Origin of the sequence: Paenibacillus xylanivorans, from assembly GCF_001280595.1 — a bacterium.
Lineage (GTDB): Bacteria > Bacillota > Bacilli > Paenibacillales > Paenibacillaceae > Paenibacillus > Paenibacillus xylanivorans.
This window is the reverse complement of sequence record NZ_LITU01000081.1, coordinates 135896-153348: the sequence shown is the minus strand read 5'-3', so window position 1 is coordinate 153348 and position 17453 is coordinate 135896. Positions and strand designations below refer to the sequence as shown.

At 46.2% G+C, this 17453-nt stretch carries 19 protein-coding genes; 6 read left to right on the top strand and 13 right to left on the bottom strand.

The genetic code is table 11. The features are described from left to right. Positions 1-16: 16 nt before the first annotated feature. The 3 genes from AMS66_RS26585 to AMS66_RS26575 form a co-directional block, all read right to left on the bottom strand. Positions 17-511, bottom strand: a complete 495-nt coding sequence (locus AMS66_RS26585; protein ID WP_053783648.1) for a DUF309 domain-containing protein — start codon at positions 509-511, stop codon at positions 17-19. Further along, positions 498-1313 carry a GTP pyrophosphokinase gene (locus AMS66_RS26580; RefSeq protein WP_053783647.1) on the bottom strand — a complete coding sequence of 272 codons (816 nt, stop codon included), beginning with the start codon at positions 1311-1313 and terminating at the stop codon, positions 498-500. The genes AMS66_RS26585 and AMS66_RS26580 overlap by 14 nt, the downstream gene beginning before the upstream one ends. A 135-nt stretch (positions 1314-1448) precedes the next feature. Next, entirely contained in the window at positions 1449-2546 is a 1098-nt protein-coding gene (locus AMS66_RS26575) for a quinone-dependent dihydroorotate dehydrogenase (RefSeq protein WP_053783920.1), read from the bottom strand. 259 nt (positions 2547-2805) lie between these two features. Between AMS66_RS26575 and AMS66_RS33000 the strand changes: the two genes are divergently transcribed. Continuing rightward, positions 2806-2943, top strand: coding sequence for a hypothetical protein (locus AMS66_RS33000; protein ID WP_181014169.1), 138 nt, complete (start codon positions 2806-2808; stop codon positions 2941-2943). An 86-nt stretch (positions 2944-3029) separates the two neighbouring features. Here AMS66_RS33000 and AMS66_RS26570 read toward each other — a convergent pair whose 3' ends face one another. The 3 genes from AMS66_RS26570 to AMS66_RS26560 all read right to left on the bottom strand — a co-directional run bounded on the left by AMS66_RS26570 (position 3030) and on the right by AMS66_RS26560 (position 6308). Further along, positions 3030-4469 carry a L,D-transpeptidase family protein gene (locus AMS66_RS26570; RefSeq protein WP_053783646.1) on the bottom strand — a complete coding sequence of 480 codons (1440 nt, stop codon included), beginning with the start codon at positions 4467-4469 and terminating at the stop codon, positions 3030-3032. A 172-nt stretch (positions 4470-4641) separates the two neighbouring features. Beyond that, positions 4642-4884, bottom strand: a complete 243-nt coding sequence (locus tag AMS66_RS26565) for a ferredoxin (RefSeq protein WP_053783645.1) — start codon at positions 4882-4884, stop codon at positions 4642-4644. A gap of 119 nt (positions 4885-5003) precedes the next feature. Then, on the bottom strand, positions 5004-6308 hold the full coding sequence (locus AMS66_RS26560) for a DNA polymerase IV (protein ID WP_053783644.1): 1305 nt from the start codon (positions 6306-6308) through the stop codon (positions 5004-5006). A 547-nt stretch (positions 6309-6855) separates the two neighbouring features. Here AMS66_RS26560 and cimA point away from each other — a divergent pair. Next, positions 6856-8475, top strand: coding sequence for a citramalate synthase (gene cimA, locus AMS66_RS26555; RefSeq protein WP_053783643.1), 1620 nt, complete (start codon positions 6856-6858; stop codon positions 8473-8475). A gap of 94 nt (positions 8476-8569) precedes the next feature. Here cimA and AMS66_RS26550 read toward each other — a convergent pair whose 3' ends face one another. Further along, on the bottom strand, positions 8570-9121 hold the full coding sequence (locus AMS66_RS26550; protein ID WP_053783919.1) for a TlpA family protein disulfide reductase: 552 nt from the start codon (positions 9119-9121) through the stop codon (positions 8570-8572). Between the two features lie 184 nt (positions 9122-9305). On the opposite strand from AMS66_RS26550, the gene AMS66_RS26545 reads away from it, so the two are divergent. Further along, entirely contained in the window at positions 9306-9794 is a 489-nt protein-coding gene (locus AMS66_RS26545) for a Mov34/MPN/PAD-1 family protein (RefSeq protein ID WP_053783642.1), read from the top strand. On the opposite strand, the gene AMS66_RS26540 is transcribed toward AMS66_RS26545, so the two are convergent. Genes AMS66_RS26540 through AMS66_RS26530 form a run of 3 tightly spaced genes read right to left on the bottom strand, consistent with a single transcriptional unit; the run spans position 9780 to position 13042 of the window. Continuing rightward, positions 9780-10517, bottom strand: a complete 738-nt coding sequence (locus tag AMS66_RS26540) for an exonuclease domain-containing protein (RefSeq protein ID WP_053783641.1) — start codon at positions 10515-10517, stop codon at positions 9780-9782. The genes AMS66_RS26545 and AMS66_RS26540 overlap by 15 nt on opposite strands. Then, complete coding sequence (locus tag AMS66_RS26535) at positions 10514-11608, bottom strand: DUF294 nucleotidyltransferase-like domain-containing protein (protein ID WP_407944579.1); 1095 nt, start codon at positions 11606-11608, stop codon at positions 10514-10516. The genes AMS66_RS26540 and AMS66_RS26535 overlap by 4 nt, the downstream gene beginning before the upstream one ends. 33 nt (positions 11609-11641) lie before the next feature. Then, entirely contained in the window at positions 11642-13042 is a 1401-nt protein-coding gene (locus AMS66_RS26530; protein ID WP_053783640.1) for an ammonium transporter, read from the bottom strand. 354 nt (positions 13043-13396) lie between these two features. On the opposite strand from AMS66_RS26530, the gene AMS66_RS26525 reads away from it, so the two are divergent. After that, on the top strand, positions 13397-13825 hold the full coding sequence (locus AMS66_RS26525) for a MerR family transcriptional regulator (RefSeq protein ID WP_053783917.1): 429 nt from the start codon (positions 13397-13399) through the stop codon (positions 13823-13825). Between the two features lie 29 nt (positions 13826-13854). Continuing rightward, complete coding sequence (locus AMS66_RS26520) at positions 13855-14535, top strand: zinc metallopeptidase (RefSeq protein WP_053783639.1); 681 nt, start codon at positions 13855-13857, stop codon at positions 14533-14535. 33 nt (positions 14536-14568) lie between these two features. Here AMS66_RS26520 and AMS66_RS26515 read toward each other — a convergent pair whose 3' ends face one another. Beyond that, the gene (locus AMS66_RS26515; RefSeq protein ID WP_053783638.1) at positions 14569-15480 is read right to left on the bottom strand and encodes a LysR family transcriptional regulator; all 912 of its coding nucleotides are present in this window, start codon (positions 15478-15480) and stop codon (positions 14569-14571) included. A 70-nt stretch (positions 15481-15550) separates the two neighbouring features. After that, complete coding sequence (locus AMS66_RS26510) at positions 15551-16177, bottom strand: rhomboid family intramembrane serine protease (RefSeq protein ID WP_053783637.1); 627 nt, start codon at positions 16175-16177, stop codon at positions 15551-15553. A gap of 148 nt (positions 16178-16325) precedes the next feature. On the opposite strand from AMS66_RS26510, the gene tpx reads away from it, so the two are divergent. Beyond that, a complete protein-coding gene (gene tpx / locus AMS66_RS26505) occupies positions 16326-16844 on the top strand; it encodes a thiol peroxidase (RefSeq protein ID WP_053783636.1) in 519 nt (172 codons plus the stop codon). A 73-nt stretch (positions 16845-16917) separates the two neighbouring features. Here tpx and AMS66_RS26500 read toward each other — a convergent pair whose 3' ends face one another. Next, positions 16918-17310 (bottom strand): DUF1499 domain-containing protein, encoded by a 393-nt coding sequence (locus AMS66_RS26500; protein WP_024629239.1) that lies wholly within the window; start codon positions 17308-17310, stop codon positions 16918-16920. Positions 17311-17453: the final 143 nt, after the last annotated feature.

Sequence of the window (17453 nt, the reverse complement as noted above, 5' to 3'; positions counted from 1 at the left end):
TGATGAATTTCCAAGCTTACTCGCTCTGTAAGTTCTGTTCGTGCTGCAATGCTTTCATCTTCTCTTCATAGATTCGTCCACGTGTAGGACTTCGGCGTTGGGGAACATTGGGCTTCAGTTCAAGAGCTCGTTCCCGAATCTGCTGGACCAGCGCCTCATCCTGAATCTGAATGTGCAGGTCTCTGTAAGGAAATTTCTGTGGCTCAGCACCCGAAAGTCCATCAACCAGTTCCTGTACTTCTTGCACCAACGGCTCAAGAGCAATGCCTTGCGAAGTTTCCGGATAAGACTTTAACAGATCTACCGAACTCTGTAACATCATGCGTCCCCCGCGAAGATTAGCATTCCTGAAATGATACAGTCCCACTGCGATTTGCAGTAATCCTTTGTACAGAGAATCCCGATCCCGTTCAAGCCACAACTCTTCCAATACCTCATGGCATTCAAAGTAGTCCTGATCGCGATTGAAGTAGATCAGATAGTCAACATACAGCGGTTCATAGCTGCTCATCCGGGTTTTCGCCCTTTCTGGCCGCATTCAGAAGTGCTTTCACATCATCCAAAAGGTCTTTCAACCCTTCCATATCATGACGCTCCCAGCAGTCATTGAAGCGCTTTTGTGCCTCTATCGCTTCGTTCACGAGGTGGTAGAAATACAACTGATGTATGATGTTCAGCGTTCTTGATACGATATTGGAATCATCCTCAAATGCCTTTTGCGCCTCCAGAATTTGCAGACGGATCGCCGACATTTCATTATCGAGTACAAAAGCGGCTTCAGCCGTTTTTTTCAACCTTGCCCGCATATCATCCGGCAGGCTCTCCCGAAACTTATAACTCAAGGAGTGTTCAATCGTAGCCCAGAAGTTCATCGCCAGCGTCCGAATCTGAATTTCGGCCAGCACGTTCTTCTGCCCAAGAGCTGTCTGAACAGGATACTCAATAATCATATGGAAACTGCGGTAGCCGCTCTCTTTGAAATTGGTGATATAATCTTTCTCGATTAATACCGTCAAATCCTTGCGACCACGAATATACTCGGCTACCCGCCGAATATCATCCACAAACTGGCACATAATGCGGATACCTGCAATATCCTCAATGCCTGTTTCCACCTGATCAAGCGGCACATTCAGGCGTCTGGATTTCTCCAAAATGCTGGATATTTTTTTGACACGACCGGTAACGAATTCGATCGGGGCGTATTCTTCCCTTTTCTTAAGCTCCGCCCGCATCGTTTTAAACTTAACTTTCAATTCCTCTACCGCTTGTTCATAAGGAAGTAAAAATGTACCCCAGTCTCTACCGTCCATGCTTATGCCTCCTGTCTCTATAGCTTCCCCTGTTCTTATCCATTATACATGATGTTAAGCGGGGGGAAGAGTCCCGTACGACATTACTCTCTTCCACGCTTCTAATTTTAAATCCGGGGAACTCCGAAACAATGCTTACCGATGCTCTGCACCAACAGCTTCCGAAATATGACTGTAACCGTCTTTGCGCAGCAATTCACGAAGTCCGGCATGAATGCGCCGGTTCACTTCAGGTCCTTCATAGATCAATGCCGTATATATTTCAACCAGGCTGGCCCCTGCTTTAATCTTTTCGTAAGCATCTTCGCTTGTAAAAATACCACCCGATCCGATAATCGGCAGTTTGCCTTCAGTCTGGCGATAGATCTGGCGAATGATTTCCGTGGAACGGTCACGCAGTGGCTTGCCACTTAGTCCACCTGTCTCTTTGGCATGCTGATGGGACAGTCCGTCTCGGCTGATCGTTGTATTCGTTGCGATGATTCCAGCAACACCACTATCTGCAATGGTACTCACCATATAATCAAGCTCCTGGTCATTCACATCTGGTGCAATTTTGACCAGCACCGATTTAACGGCACCGCCCACTCTTTTATGCTGCGTCTCCATCTCATTCATGACAGCGGCAAGCAATTCCTTCAATTCATTCCCATGTTGCAGATTACGCAAATCTGGTGTATTTGGTGAACTGATATTCACCACAAACAGGTCTGCATAATTGTATAGCGCCCGAATGCACTTTGCATAATCCAAATGCGCTTCTTCATTTGATGTTGCCTTATTTTTACCTATATTCACGGCCACTGGAATTCGGCGCTCCGTGAGGCGTGCCAATTCACTCGCCATCGCTTCGGCTCCAAGGTTATTAAAGCCCATCCGGTTCACCAATGCCTCATCGGGAGGCAGGCGGAATAACCGTGGCTGGTCGTTACCTGGCTGTGCAAGCGGTGTGACTGTGCCCACTTCCATGAAGCCAAACCCGATGGAAGAAAAGCCTGTTACAGCCTGTCCGTTTTTGTCCAAACCAGCAGCAAGGCCTACAGGTGTAGGGAAGTGGCAGCCAAACATATCCACAGCCAGATCCGCTGTTTCACGCACGCCATACATGACACGCAAACCGGACGGAACCGGGCGAATACTCCCCATTCCACTGAGGCCGCCGATAATTAGATGATGGGCCTGCTCAGGGTCCATTTTGAACAACAAGGGTTTAGCAAGACTTCTGTATAACAAATCACTCACTCCGTTCTGGTCCGGTACGCTGAAAAAACTGCTTTCCGTCTTTTTCATATGTAAAAAAACACTCTATACACAAGTCTATCCGTTTCTTCTTCAAAAGGAAAGTAGTTTGAGCATAGACAGAAGCTTTTTGGATAAACCCTAAGAGCTCATAAGAAATCCACCCGCCTACTGGAAATGACGAGTTGAATTCTTTACAATGGGAGCATGGCTACATCTATATTAGCCTTATTCCATGAAGGAGGAACAGCCCATGGCTCCCAAACGCAAACCACCCACTTTGCAGCAAAAGAAAGATGAGGTCAACCGGAAAGCCATTATCTGGACCGCAGCCAGCGTCGTTGGACTGATCATTATCATTGGTGCGCTTATTATTATCGCCAACCTGTAAATGCTCCAACCGACTGTTTATGCATCTACATACCAATCCAGCATGGATTTTACGTTTTCTTCGGTCTGAATCACTTGTTTTTTCGTTTAATTCAACCAATGATACGTCTTATTCGGATTATTTTGCTTGAGAACAAGTGTATACCGGTAGCGATCCTTCGCTTCTGGAACCATAGCTGTCTCTGGCAGCAAATCTTTCCCGATGCGTACCTGAGTTCCCTGAGGAGCAAGAGCAAACAGCTCTTCCACATCTACAGTACTCATTCTCACACATCCAAGGGATTCATCCAGCCCGATACTGTTTGGCTCGTTGGTCCCATGGATGGCATAATTCGTGTCGGATAGCTGCATGCCCCTACTTCCAAATTCGCCATTTGAGCGACCATTTGGATTAACAACCTTGTCTGAAATTACAAACGAACCCTCTGGCGTGCGATCTCCCCCAAGCCCCACCTCGTAATTCCGAATAATGGTGTTGCCACTAATCAGTGCAAGCTTATGCCTGCTCTTGTCCACAATAATTTCAAGGCGATCCTGCAAAAAAGGCTTTTCGCCTAACGTATCCACAAATGCAGCATTTTTGCCTTGCGGCGAATCTGAAATCGAACCCGTTCCTTCAGCTGTGTTCTTCCCTTTTCCCATTTCCCCTTGCTGATGCATGGCTAGTAGTGCCGGGAACATCCGGGTCATGCCTGGTGCAGTCTCTCCCAGAATATTATTGGGAAAGGGCTGGGCAAGCTGTGCCACACTTTTCGGCCAGTTTCCATTTTGTTTTTTATATGTAATCATTGCGCTCGATAGCGCTGCCGCGGATTCCTGTTTCGCTGTCCAGGCTTGTGCCAGCCGCTTGATCTCCGTTGATACTTCCGGTGGTTCACAGTTACACTGCTTGGCATCATAACTCTGTGCCGTTAATTTGCCACTGCTGTTCGTCTGAACGATGTATTTCACCGACATATTCCGCTTCCATAATGTCCAGTTACCAGCGACCTGCATTCCAAGTACAGCCGATGTCTGCACTTTCGGACCAGAGCCCGACCACGCAGCTGCCAATGCAGCCTCACCCTGGTCGCCTCCACCGAATGCCCCAGCTGTAAACACATTGGATTTCGCCACAGGAGCCTGATCATCTGCCGGGCTATCCCCAGATTCGTTATCTGTGGAATCATCCGTCGATTCCAACGCTGAAGCCAAAGCATCGGCTGCATCACGATTGAAACCGGGAGCATCTGCAGGCGGTAACCCTGCCAGTACAAGCAACATCAGCAGGGTAAGCCACATCTTGCGAACACGATGTTTTTTCTCCTTTTGCTCAGCCATCTCGACCAGCTTCTCTTGATAATCCACCCATATATCTGCCGGTGCCTTGCTTCGCTCGAAAGCCTCGTAGACTTCACCCGCCTGCTGAAAACAATAGTTCGCCTTGGCCTCCTGCCCTTCACCCAAATATTCCTTACCAAGTAAATACCAGGCCATTTTATTATCGGGATGTTTCTTTACATATGTTCGTAGATGAGTATTTTGCATCCGATCCTCCATCATTTCGCCTTTTTCCGTTTCTTTATATATCGGCAAATGATGACAGGAAATCCATAGGACTTGAGTACCCGGATCTAAGCCTCAACATTCGACAAAAAAGCACGCCCCCCTGTCCCTAGAGACAGAAGAATGTGCTTTTACAAGTTTCATATGAAAGGAATTAGCCTTCTTTATTAAAAGGTTCATCCGCTACTTTAATGGAGTCCGTAGGGCAGCCGTCGCAAGCATCCTGCATGTCGTCGAACAAGTCATCCGGAATTGCTTTGATCCCTTGGTTGGCATCCCCATCGAAGATTACTTCTGCCAAACCTTCATCATCATAGTCATAAATGTCAGGCGCCGTTGCTCCACATGCTCCGCACGCAATACATGTATCCTTTTCAACCCAAGTAAATTTACTCATTACCAATCTCTCCTCCTATTATTCAAAAACGTACAGTATTTTTATCTAGAAACATATTAATACAAAGTAAGAGTTATTACAAATCATTTTAACAGCCTCAAGACTCCATTATGCCCTATTTAATCGAGACTTTGCAAATTATCTTTTTGCAGTGAAGTTCCCCGCACTTTATGATTACGCAGTAATACGGAAGGATCATCCCCCAGCATTCCAGCTGTAACGACAGCATTCTCGCCAAACTTGTCACGTAACTGATCCATAATGCGAATCAGGTTTTCCTTCTTCGGCTTCTGTTCATATTCAAACAGATCAAGCTGTATTGCCGACTCCTCGCGTGGGATTAGCGTCTGAAGGGTAACTCCCAGCATGCGAACCGGTTTGCCCCCGCCCCAATGTTTCGCAAACAAAGCACAGGCTTCCCGGTATATGACGGATGCATCTTCAGTAGGCACTTCCATCATGCGCGATCTTGTAATGGTCTTCATATCCGGTGTACGAATCGTAATCTGAATACCCTGACTGAGCATTTCGTGCTTGCGCAACCGTCTGGCAACCTGGTCACTTATATTCAGTAACACCCGATGCACAGCATCCATTTCAGATATATCCGCAGGTAGCGTTGTCGTGTGTCCAATCGATTTGTTCGCTTCACGTTCAGCCTGAACTGCTGAATGATTAATGCCGTTTGCTGAATTTTTTAACCAAGAGCCATTAATTCCAAACATATCGGTTAACATCCGCTCATCTGATTTGGCCAGCTGCCCTATCGTTTCAATGCCCAGTTTCTTCAGCTTTTCGGCTGTTTTTTTGCCAATGCCAAACATCTCGTTACACGGTCTATGCCACAAAATCTGAGGTACATCTCTCATCCGCAAAATCGAAATGCCATTAGGCTTTTTTAAATCAGAGGCCATCTTGGCAAGCAGCTTGTTGGGTGCAATTCCGATCGAACAAGGCATCCCCAATTCATCCCGGATTCTGTTCTGAATACTCTCTGCAATTTCCAGCGGCGTACCGAACTGTCTGGATCCTGTAATATCTAGGTAACACTCATCGATGGAGGTCGCTTCGAGCAGTGGCGTATAACTGTAAGCTATTTTCATGAATTCTCTCGAATACTTTCGATACAAATGAAAATCCGGTCGAATCACAATTAAGTCAGGACATTTCTTCAACGCTTGATGAACGACCATGCCTGTGGAGATTCCCATTCTGCGAGCTGTGTACGAACAAGTAACAATGACACCTTTGCGCACTTCACTACTGCCAGCAACGGCCGTCGCTTTTCCTCTATATAATTCCGGTTCCTCGGCTTCATGTACAGAGCAATAAAAAGCATTCATATCGACATGCAGAATCACTCGTCCGGCGGCAGGATAGTATCGATCTACATTTATGTTGTTATGCGTTTGGTCTGAAGACATGATCCACCACCGCCCTTCCGTATACACTATTCCTCAAACGCATTCTCTAATCTATTATATCAAAATACTTTATGTAAAAATCATTCACGATCCCTTATTTTCTGAAAAATTTAACGACCGATCGAATAACAGCCCACACTGCAACGACGAAAATAGCGATCAAAATGAATGAAATGATTATATTCTCCCACACAAAAGTCATTCTCTTTCCTCCATTTATATAGACATGATATGAATCCATATTCAATCCTGGAATACACCCATTTAGATGAAGCATAACATATTACAAGAAGCCGTTTACAGCGCACTCTACTCTACAATCCATCATTTGTTACACCAAATGGTGAATTCGATGTAGCATTTGACGATAATGGTGCTATAATAATTAATTATACAAATTCACGATTTTAGGACAAATCTACACTTTGAATTTAATACAGTGTAGCGGTACAGAATCGAAGGATTCGTCACCAATATGTTCAACCATTTTTTTAAACACACCATTAAACTTTCTAAAAAAAGCGCTTCATCTTAAAGGAGGATCTTCATGTCAAAGGCCATCTCCATCTTCGATACGACTTTACGTGACGGCACACAAGGGGAGGGAGTCAGCTTATCGGCAGATGACAAGCTCAAAATTGCCAAGAAGCTCGATGACCTGGGTGCTCATTATATTGAAGGCGGAATTCCAGGCAGCAATACCAAAGACATTGAGTTTTTCAAAAGAGTCAAGGAACTGAACCTGAACGCGAAGGTTGTCGCTTTTGGTAGTACACGTCGTAAAGGCAGCATCGCCAGTGAAGACGCGAACTTGAAGCGCATGATTGAATCCGGTGCTCAGGCAGCGACTCTGGTAGGCAAGTCATGGGATTTCCACGTACACACTGCTTTGCAGACCACTTTGGAAGAAAACCTGTCTATGATCTACGACTCCATTGCCTATCTGAAACAAAACGGTATGGAAGTCATCTTTGATGCAGAGCATTTCTTCGATGGATTTAAGCACAACCCAGAATATGCACAGGCTGTATTAACCAAAGCCCATGAAGCTGGAGCGGACTGGCTTGTAATGTGTGACACCAACGGTGGAACGATGCCGCATGAGGTGTACGAGATCGTATCCACACTCGCTGGACGGCTTCCGCAAGCCCATCTGGGCATTCATACACATAATGACTGTGAACTTGCTGTAGCCAACACCTTAAGCGCGGTACAAGCTGGTGCCAGACAGGTGCAAGGTACGATGAACGGTTATGGAGAGAGATGTGGCAACGCCAATTTGGCTTCGATTATACCTAACCTGCAACTGAAGCTTGGATATGAATGCGTTTCTGAGGATTCGATGAGACAGCTCACGAATGTTGCCCGTTATGTCAGTGAGATTGCCAACGTAAATATGCCAATCAACCAACCTTATGTCGGAAATGCCGCTTTCGCTCACAAGGGCGGTATTCACGTCTCTGCCATATTGCGTGATTCCCGGACCTATGAACACATCGTCCCTGAGTTGGTTGGTAACAAACAGCGTGTGCTCGTCTCCGAACTGGCAGGACAAAGTAACATTGTGTCCAAAGCACAGGAACTTGGTCTTGAATTTGATCCAAGCAGTGCCAACTCACGTCAGATCATTGAGAAAATCAAAGATCTGGAACATCAGGGCTATCAGTTCGAAGGCGCCGATGCCTCTCTTGAATTGTTGATCCGCGAAGCCAACGGTGACATGAAAGAATTGTTTACCTTTGAATCGTTCAAGATGCTTGTTGAAAAAGTGGCTGGCAAGTCAGTTGTTTCGGAAGCCTTTGTTAAACTTAACGTAGGCGGAACAAGTGCGTATACCGCAGCTGAAGGCAACGGTCCGGTCAACGCACTGGATAACGCACTTCGGAAAGCACTTGTGCAGTACTTCCCTTCCCTTGCCAACATGCATCTGTCCGACTATAAAGTACGTGTTCTGGATGAAAAAGATGCTACTGCCGCGAAGGTTCGTGTATTAATTGAATCCAAAAACACAGAAAACACGTGGAATACAGTCGGTGTGTCCGAGAACGTGATTGAAGCGAGCTGGGAAGCCCTCGTACACAGTTTCCGTTATGCCCTTCTTCAAGAAAAATTGCAGGACGAGCCTGATGTAGTCAACATTCCAGCTCACGGTCTAAGCAACCATTAATGCATATTTCCCGGAAAATAAAAGAAGCGCCTGTTTCCAAAAAACATTGGAAGACAGGCGCTTTTGTTTCTCGCTTGGCTAGCTTCTTGCTCGGCTAATCCTCAATTAACTCCTTGATTTTTCGCTCCAGCTCTTTCTCAGGTAAAATCCCCAAGATAATTTCCTGAACGACACCTCGGGAATCAATCAGTACATTCGTCGGAAAAGCTAAACCGTTATATTTGGCATATGCTGTTCCATCTTCATCAAGCAGAATAGGGAACGTCAGTTTGTATTCATCCACAAAAGCTTTGGCATCCCTGATTTTATCGTACGTAGTTACATTCACACCGTAGAGATCCAGCTTATCTTTGTATTTCGCTGCCAATGTATTAAGCGCAGGAGCTTCCTGCTTGCACGGTTCACACCAGGATGCCCAGAAACTGACGAAGATGGCTTTTTCCTTGGCACCACCTACAGAGTAGGTTTTCCCATCCATGGCTTTCAAAGAGAACGCTGGTGCCAGTAAACCCGCTTTCGGCCCAGTCTCCGTCGGCATTGGCTCCTCTTGTTTAAACACGGCTGCGATTCCGTTGTCTGCATTTTGAGCCAAAGCAATGCCCACAAGCAATACAACACCCAGCAGTATGTATATATTTCGTTTCATGGCCAGCCACCCTTTTGTATAATCAAACATATCGAGATTCACGCTCTTCTAACATGTGAGATATTTCAGGCTCTCTCTCATATTGTACCCTTTTCCTTTAAAATTTTACAATCCGGGTCACACAAAATAAAATAAAAAAGGACTCCTGCCGAAGCAGGAGCCAAAGAGAGAGGGGTGAATACAAATGGCAGCACCTCATGGGCAGCAAAACACCTTCTACATCCCTTCCTCCGTAGAGCAGGAGATGTCTAAGTACATGTTCGCTTCGCTGCCACAAGAAGCCTGCGGGGTTGTGCTGGGTGAAGCCGCAGCGGGCGGCATACGAATCAGTCGGTTTCAGCCCATTCGTAACGTAGCGCCTGACCCGCTGCACCATTTCTCATTGGAAGATACAGAATGGATCCGGTGTGTGTTCAATGAGCCACAACTTATCGGGCTCTTTCACTCCCACCCACGAACCACTCCCATACCTTCCAATGAGGATCTGCGTAACCTACCGATTTTTGCCGGACTACTCCAGATATATTTTATAGGCTCGCCCGATCTTACAGCTGAATCACAACTAAAGATGCTTCTAAAGGGTTATCAAATTCATGCAAGTATTGATTCAAGCATTGGAATGAGCCATGTCCAATCATACAGCTTACAGCCCGCCCAGTTATGCGTGACTTAACTGAGTGTACAGATCACCTAATGTTTCTACATTTTTGCGAGACATATCCTCCAGATAACAGGACCATAACTGTGCAGTCATTTTGGCGTCCTCCAAAGCGTGGTGGCGTCCATAGATGGGAATGCTTTTGGATTCCAGCAATTCATCCAGACCATAACCCGGTCTGTTCGGTTCAAGCCATCGTGCCAGCATCATCGTATCGATGAGCCGGTGCGTTAACCTTACTTTGGATGTCCGCCACAAGGCCGCATTCAGAAAAGCCCGATCATGCGCGCTTGCATGGGCAACCAATACACTTCCGCCAACAAAAGACATGAAGTCATGCAAGCCTTTCAGGAGCGACGGAGCATCCATCGTCATTTCCTGTGTAATTCCCGTCAGTTCGGTAATGTGTTCCGGAACGGAGACTTTGGACTGAACCAACGTGTAGAACTGCTCATTCTCCAGCATCACACCACCATTAATACGCACCGCCCCAAAGGAAAGGATCTCATCCCCATGCTGGGGAGAGAAGCCCGTCGTTTCCAGATCGAATACGACAGCATTCAATTCGTTCAAGGGCGTGTGCAGCACCTCGGGTCTGCGCTGTTCTCTCATCATCGAACGGATAAACGCCATATGTTGCGCCGTAGGGGCTCCCATTATGGAAGCGATGGCGGAAGGAACCCCTCCCTGGCGCAGCGAATTCCAGAATCCAGTATTGCCCCTTGCCGGCTCTCTCATGGACGTCTCCTTTCTGCAAAACGAAGTTGTCTTTGCAGCGCACGATGTACTCGCCGCACCAACCCTAACGTATCCCGGAGTTCATAATGTATTTGTTTTTCCTTCAATTGCTTCTCGTTCAGGAAACCGCCACTATGCTGCAACCCTTGTTTGACCACAATGGGTGTACTGCGTCGCAGCCTCAAAGCCGTCATAAATGCACGCTGAGCTGCATCCAGCAAAGTAAGCGGAACTGCTTCAAGCGATACCAACCTCTGAATCCGCTTGAGCGTAGACGTTTCTTTGATACCATGCTGCAAAGCCAGAAAACGCGCACTGTTCACCAGAGGAATATACAGGCCATATTTCACATCAAATCCACCTGCATGTTCACCGAATCGTTCCGTTACGACCCTTCCAAGAATGTTCAGTGTCGCCTTGTGTTTAACGGTATTGCGCAGCACAGCATCGGAAAGCTCAGGAACCGATCTGAACCCTTCATAAAATGCAGAAATCCATTCCTCCGCAAGCTCTGGATCACCTGCAACAAAACGCATGTCTGAAGCGATAATTAGATTGCGAACCGGCTCCCATGACAGGTCCGATCCCCACGCTATCAGTTGTTCCTTCCAAGATTCCAGCGTTTTCCTCCATAGAGGCTCTGAACACATCACTTTGCCTTCACATTTGGCGTAACCAAGTGCCTCCAACATATCGGTCATTCGAAGTCCGAGTTCGGCAAAATATGTCTCTTTCCCCTTATGAGGGATATCACTGATAATCATGCCATTATCCTGATCACTCCATAACGTCGCTTCTTGCCTGCCGGAACTGCCAAAAACGATAAAGGCATAGGGGACGGGAGGTCGGCCTAAGCCTTCCTCTACCATCCCCTGGATGCATAACTCTACTGCCCGCCGAGCAACCCGGTCATGCAGCTCATTTACCGTCTGGTACCATTCAATCGGCGACAAGGAAGCGGACAACAGTTCCTGGAGCTCATTCTGCAATATCACACGTGCCTGGCGCAGTTCTTGAGAAGATGCCGCACCATCTATTCCCTGATAGGACCAGGATTGATTTATATACGGGATGGGTTCCATCATGTCCAGCCTCCTTGAAGCATGATTCAGCAATCATTCCTCTTAGGAGCTGAACGTACCGCCATTGGATTTCGTTTCTACATTTTTCATTTGTTCAGGGTACCCGTAAGTACCATGCTCACTTAAATCCAGACCCATCGTTTCTTCTTCTTCCGTTACACGGATTCCCATGACAGCTTTCATACCACCAAGAATAATGAAGGACATGATCAGTACGAAGGCAAATGCGCCTGCCAGACCCAGAAGCTGAACGCCCAGTTGGTGGAAACCACCGCCGTAGAACAGTCCCGCTTGACCTACGCCTGCATTCTCAGCAAGTTCCGGTGTTGCGAACAAACCTGTGGAGATCGCTCCCCACATACCAGCAATACCATGTACAGAGAAAGCATAGATTGGATCGTCAATTCCTTTACGCTCAAAGAATTGAGCAGTGAAGAATGTGATAATACCTGCCAGAGCACCAATAACCAGCGCTGCCCATGGTTCTACGAAAGCACAAGCACCTGTGATGGCAACGAGTGCGGCAAGCACGCCGTTCAACATACTAGGAATATCGGATTTACCCAATACAGCCCATGAGATCAACAGTGCCGCAACGCCACCAGCAGCCGCAGCTACGTTTGTAGTCAATGCTACATAACCGAAGAATCCATCACCCATGGCAGATAATGTACTACCTGGGTTGAAACCGAACCAACCGATCCATAGGATAATTACACCGAGTACGGAGTAAACTTGGTTATGACCTGGAATGATGTTAGGTCTACCATCTTTGTTATATTTGCCGATACGCGGCTTCAACAATATAGTAGCTACCAATGCAGCAGTTGCACCCGTCAAGTGGACAACCGTCGAACCTGCAAAGTCTTGCATACCAAGCTCAGCCAACCAGCCGCCGCCCCATACCCAGTGAGCAACAACCGGATACATGATAATGGTATACAGCGTACCGAAAACGATATATACACTCATCTTTGCACGTTCTGCCATACCACCGCAGGCAATAGCCAGGGATACTGCTGCAAAGGCAAGGTGGAATACAAATTTAATTGTTAGCGGAACATCAGAGAATGCCAGTGATTCGAACGAAGCAGCCATTCCGTCCCCACTCAGGAAAAATCCGGTTGTTCCGAAGAAACTGTTACCATTACCGAAACCAAGACCGAAGCCAAGAGCCCAGAAGGCAATAACCGAAATCCCCAATGTCAGGATTGTTTTACCCGCAATGTGTCCTGCGTTTTTCATTCGAGTCGAACCGGCTTCTAGTAGAGCAAATCCCCCTTGCATCAGGAAAACCAGCACAACAGCCAGAAACGTAAAGGCTGAGTTCAGACCGCTTTGAAGCTCGATGTTAGTCGGCCCCTCCGCAGCTGCAAATGCGCTGACCGGGAAAGCCAATAAAGTAAGCATTATTAACACCGAAACCAACCATTTCTTTCTCATATACCCCACTCCCTCTTATGTTAAGTTTCTTCACATATCGTGAAACTCTTAATGCCATTATAAGCAGAAGACAGGAAAGTTGACAAGAGTATTTTCAGCGAAAATGAAAAATATTTCTGGGAATAAAGTCTTACGTCTTTTTCTTGCACTTAAGTACATATTCATGTCCTATGAGCACATAGATATAGAAACGCAGCCTGACAGCCGTCAAAGCGTAACGTTTGACTGTATGGTTAAAGATCATGTATCATAACTATTAGTAAGAAAAAAATTGGGCGGGTTATGCAAAGCCGCAACTGGAATCTAAAATTCCCTACATTTGAACTTGCAAGCGAGGTGAATATCATTGGGGATATGAAATTGTTTCGGATTGGCGAACTTGCCAAAACTGCAGGTGTGAGCGAACGGACGATTGATTATTACACAAAGCTCGGTCTCATCGCTCCTGAAGAGCGCACAGAAAAAAATTATCGTCTTTATAGTAATGAAACTTTAACCAGGCTCGAACGTATTGTACACATGAAACAAGAGAAGTATAGTCTCGACGAGATTAAGCAATCTCTTGAGAAGTGGAGTCTGGTGAGCACGGAAGAACAGGTTGCCAGCAAACTGACAACATTGGAGCTCCATGTGCAACAGCTTGAGCGAGAGGTAAATGAGCTTAAACCGCTGCTAGGCGAGATGAAACCTGTACAAGCACGTAAGATGATGGCCGGACTACTGGCCAAAAGTGCTGGTACGATGGAAGCTTTGAAAATCTTGCTTGAAAACACCATGATGTAGCTTATTATTTAGAAAGCGGAGGAATGAATATGAGTTTTAATAACGGTATGTTCGTTTTGATCATTATCGCCTTTTTGCTCTCCTTATGGGCGCAATTTCGCGTTAAGAGTACATTCAACCGTTGGTCTGATGTTAAAAATCTGAATGGAATGACCGGTTACGATGCTGCTCGTCATATGCTGGACTCTAATGGCCTACACGACGTCCCTATTGAACCGGTGCGTGGAGCACTCTCCGATCACTACGATCCAATCAATCGTGTCGTGAGGTTGTCTGAGCCTGTATATTATGAAAATTCAATCTCGGCTGTCTCCGTTGCGTGTCATGAAGTTGGCCATGCGATCCAGCATAAGGAAAGTTATCCGATGTTGGCACTACGTCACCGGATTTTCCCGATCGTCAACTTTGCATCCGGACTCGCGCCCTTCTTGCTCATTGCCGGATTCATCTTTAATGCAATGAACCTGGTCGGTATTGGTATTATTTTCTTCTCCGTAACTGTTGCGTTCCAACTCATTACGTTGCCGGTCGAGTTCAATGCTAGTAATCGCGCAAGAGAGATTATGGTATCGGAAGGTTATATCCGGAACGAAGAAGAAAGAGGAGTCGCCAAAGTACTGAATGCCGCAGCATTGACTTACGTCGCTGCAGCGTTAATCTCATTGCTGGAACTGGTTCGTTACATCGGAATTTTCAATAGCCGTGACTAATTGAATACACAAACAAAAAACAATACCCCACCGTTAATCGGATGGGGTATTGTTTTGCTGTAAACCGAAATAATTAAGCAAGAATGAACGAAATGACTGCGCAACAAGTGGAAGCTTGTCATCCGCACGATGGATCAACCCAATCGTACGCGTCACTTTTGGATGAGAAATGGCTACATGCGCCGGTTGCAGTGGGTTCGTCTGGAAAAGCGCCATTTCTGGCAGTAAACTCACACCCATGCCAGCGGCAACCAGCCCACGAATGGTATCCGTCTCTTCACCCTCAAAAGCAATCTTGGGCGTAAACCCAGCTTCAAGACATGCGTGCCAGACAATCGGACGTAGAGAATACCCTTTACTGAATAATACAAACTTATCATCTTTAAGTTGCTCTAACGCAATGCTATCTTCACCAGCCAATGGATGATTGGGCGGAAGGATTGCATGCAGTTCTTCCGTAAGCACAATGTCACCATCTACCTGGTCGTGCTTTTCCGGAAATGGAGATATGAAGGCCAAGTCTACTTCAGCCGATAACACATCACGAATGAGCGTCGGGAACATACCTTGCTTGAATCTGAATTTGACGTTAGGATAACGCTGACGGAACGCTGCTACAACCGAAGGAATCAAGTGAATACCGAGACTATGAGGAAAACCGATACGAATTTCACCATGCTCCGGGTCGAGAAACTCATGAACCTCCCCGACCGCTTTGTCCAGATCTTTCAATATGCCTTCAACCCGTTTGCAAAAGAGCTGCCCGACTGCGGTCAACTGCAGATTTCGCCCTTTTTGCATAAAGAGGTCTACTCCAAGTTCTTCCTCCAGCTGATGAATCTGACGACTCACCGCAGACTGCGCTACGTGCAATTCCTCCGCCGCCTGCGTAACATGCTCCTTCTGTGCCACTTTCAAAAAGTAATGCAACTGTCTTAATTCCACTGCCCCTGATCTCTCCAATCTGCTATACCCTACTTATCCTTGATTGCATTCCGTCTTCAGATCAATCCGACTACTGCTTAAAGCTGCGGGGTTTCCACAAGCGGATGAGAAGTCCATAAATGAAGAATCCACCTAACAACCCACCCAAATGCGCCATCCAGTTAATGCCTGTCATGGCAAAGGAAAAAATAATTCCGAATACAAGCAGTGTATACAACGTTTTACGTGAGGTTTCGTCCATCATTGTCCGCTGGAACAAGGCTACATACAGAAACGCACCATAGATTGCATAGATTGCTCCTGAAGCACCTACTGAGATTGTCGTCGCTCCAACCGAGTTATACCATGCAACAGCCAGAATGTTGCCTAGAATGCCTCCACCCAAGTACAACACACCATATCTTACCGAGCCAAGCAGCCGTTCCATTGGTGGTGCAAATACGATGAGAGCAAAGCTGTTAAACAACAAATGACTGAAACCAGCATGCAAGAACATGGACGTAATGTAACGCCACCAATCTGCTGCAAATAACTCATGGTTAACAAGTGCTCCAAACTTAAGCAGCGTCATACTGTTTGTGGAACCGCCGTTCACACTCAACACAATAAACATAACAACATTGGCAATTAAAAGAATCGACGTCAAAGGGAAAAATTTTAAATAACTTTTCCAGTTCTCATACCTTATAAATATCATAAGTTTCTACTTTCACTCCACCCTGTTCAGATCGGCCTGCAAGTCTGACCCATTTTAATGATCCTTCGTCCGAATTGGACAATGCCTTTCATAAAAGATTATAATGGATTTTGGCACGGATCACCAACTTATAAGGAGGAACATTATTATGGCACAAGAACGTACAGGCGCAGCTACCTTTAAAGGCAACCCTATTACATTGATCGGACCCGAATTGAAAGTGGGCGATCAAGCACCCGATTTTACACTGAGTAAAAACCTGGTTGAAGATGCATCCCTGAAAGACTTCGCAGGTAAAGTCAAATTAATCAGCGTTGTTCCTTCACTGGATACTGGCGTATGCGATGCCCAAACCCGGCGCTTCAATGTTGAAGCAGGAGATCTCGGAGACAATGTTGTCGTATTGACAGTAAGCGTTGACCTTCCATTTGCACAAGCACGCTGGTGTGGCGCAGCCGGAGTTGACCGCGTCGTAACACTGTCTGATTACAAAACACGTTCATTCGGTGAAGACTACGGTGTTCTGATCAAAGAATTCCAATTGGACATGCGCTCCATCTTCGTGGTGGATGCTGAAGACCGAATTACATATGTGGAATATCTGCCTGAAATGACAGACTCCCCTAACTTCGAGCAAGCGATTTCCGCTGTAAAAGCCTTGCTGTAAAAGGTAGTTCACGTTCAGAACAAAAGCGAGGAAGGTTAACCTTCTCTCGCTTTTTGTTATTCACCCATCTATTTCAATCATTTGACTTATACTTGCTCAGCTTCTTATCCAATACGGAGAACAAGTTCATGATCGTGCGATAATTAGAACCCAGGTCCCCAAGTGAACCACGTGAAGCCGAATACATATCGACCGCACTGCGTACAGGACTTACCGATATAATGGAAACCGTAATATCCATCGTCCGTCCAAAGGTAGTCCGCTTCTCCAGTATGACCTCTCCCACAGAAGGCACTTCATGCAGCACTTTATAACCCGGAATTTTTTTGAGTGTCGAAGAAACCTCTTCCCAGGCTCTGTCTTTGGATAAGTTATAATACCGTGTTTTTAATTTGGGATCCTTGGCTCGATCGCTGGTTCCCTCCATGCTGCGGATGATACCGACGAGCGTTCTCTTTAAGGTCAAGACCCTTCCTCCTTTGAATGTAACCGTTCCATTTATGTATACTAGTGTAACATTGTTCATGTAGTAACAAAAGGGTAAGCGACACTTTTAACAAAATACAGCCCATTCAACAAAATAAGTTCAAATAAAAAGCACCCTGAAAT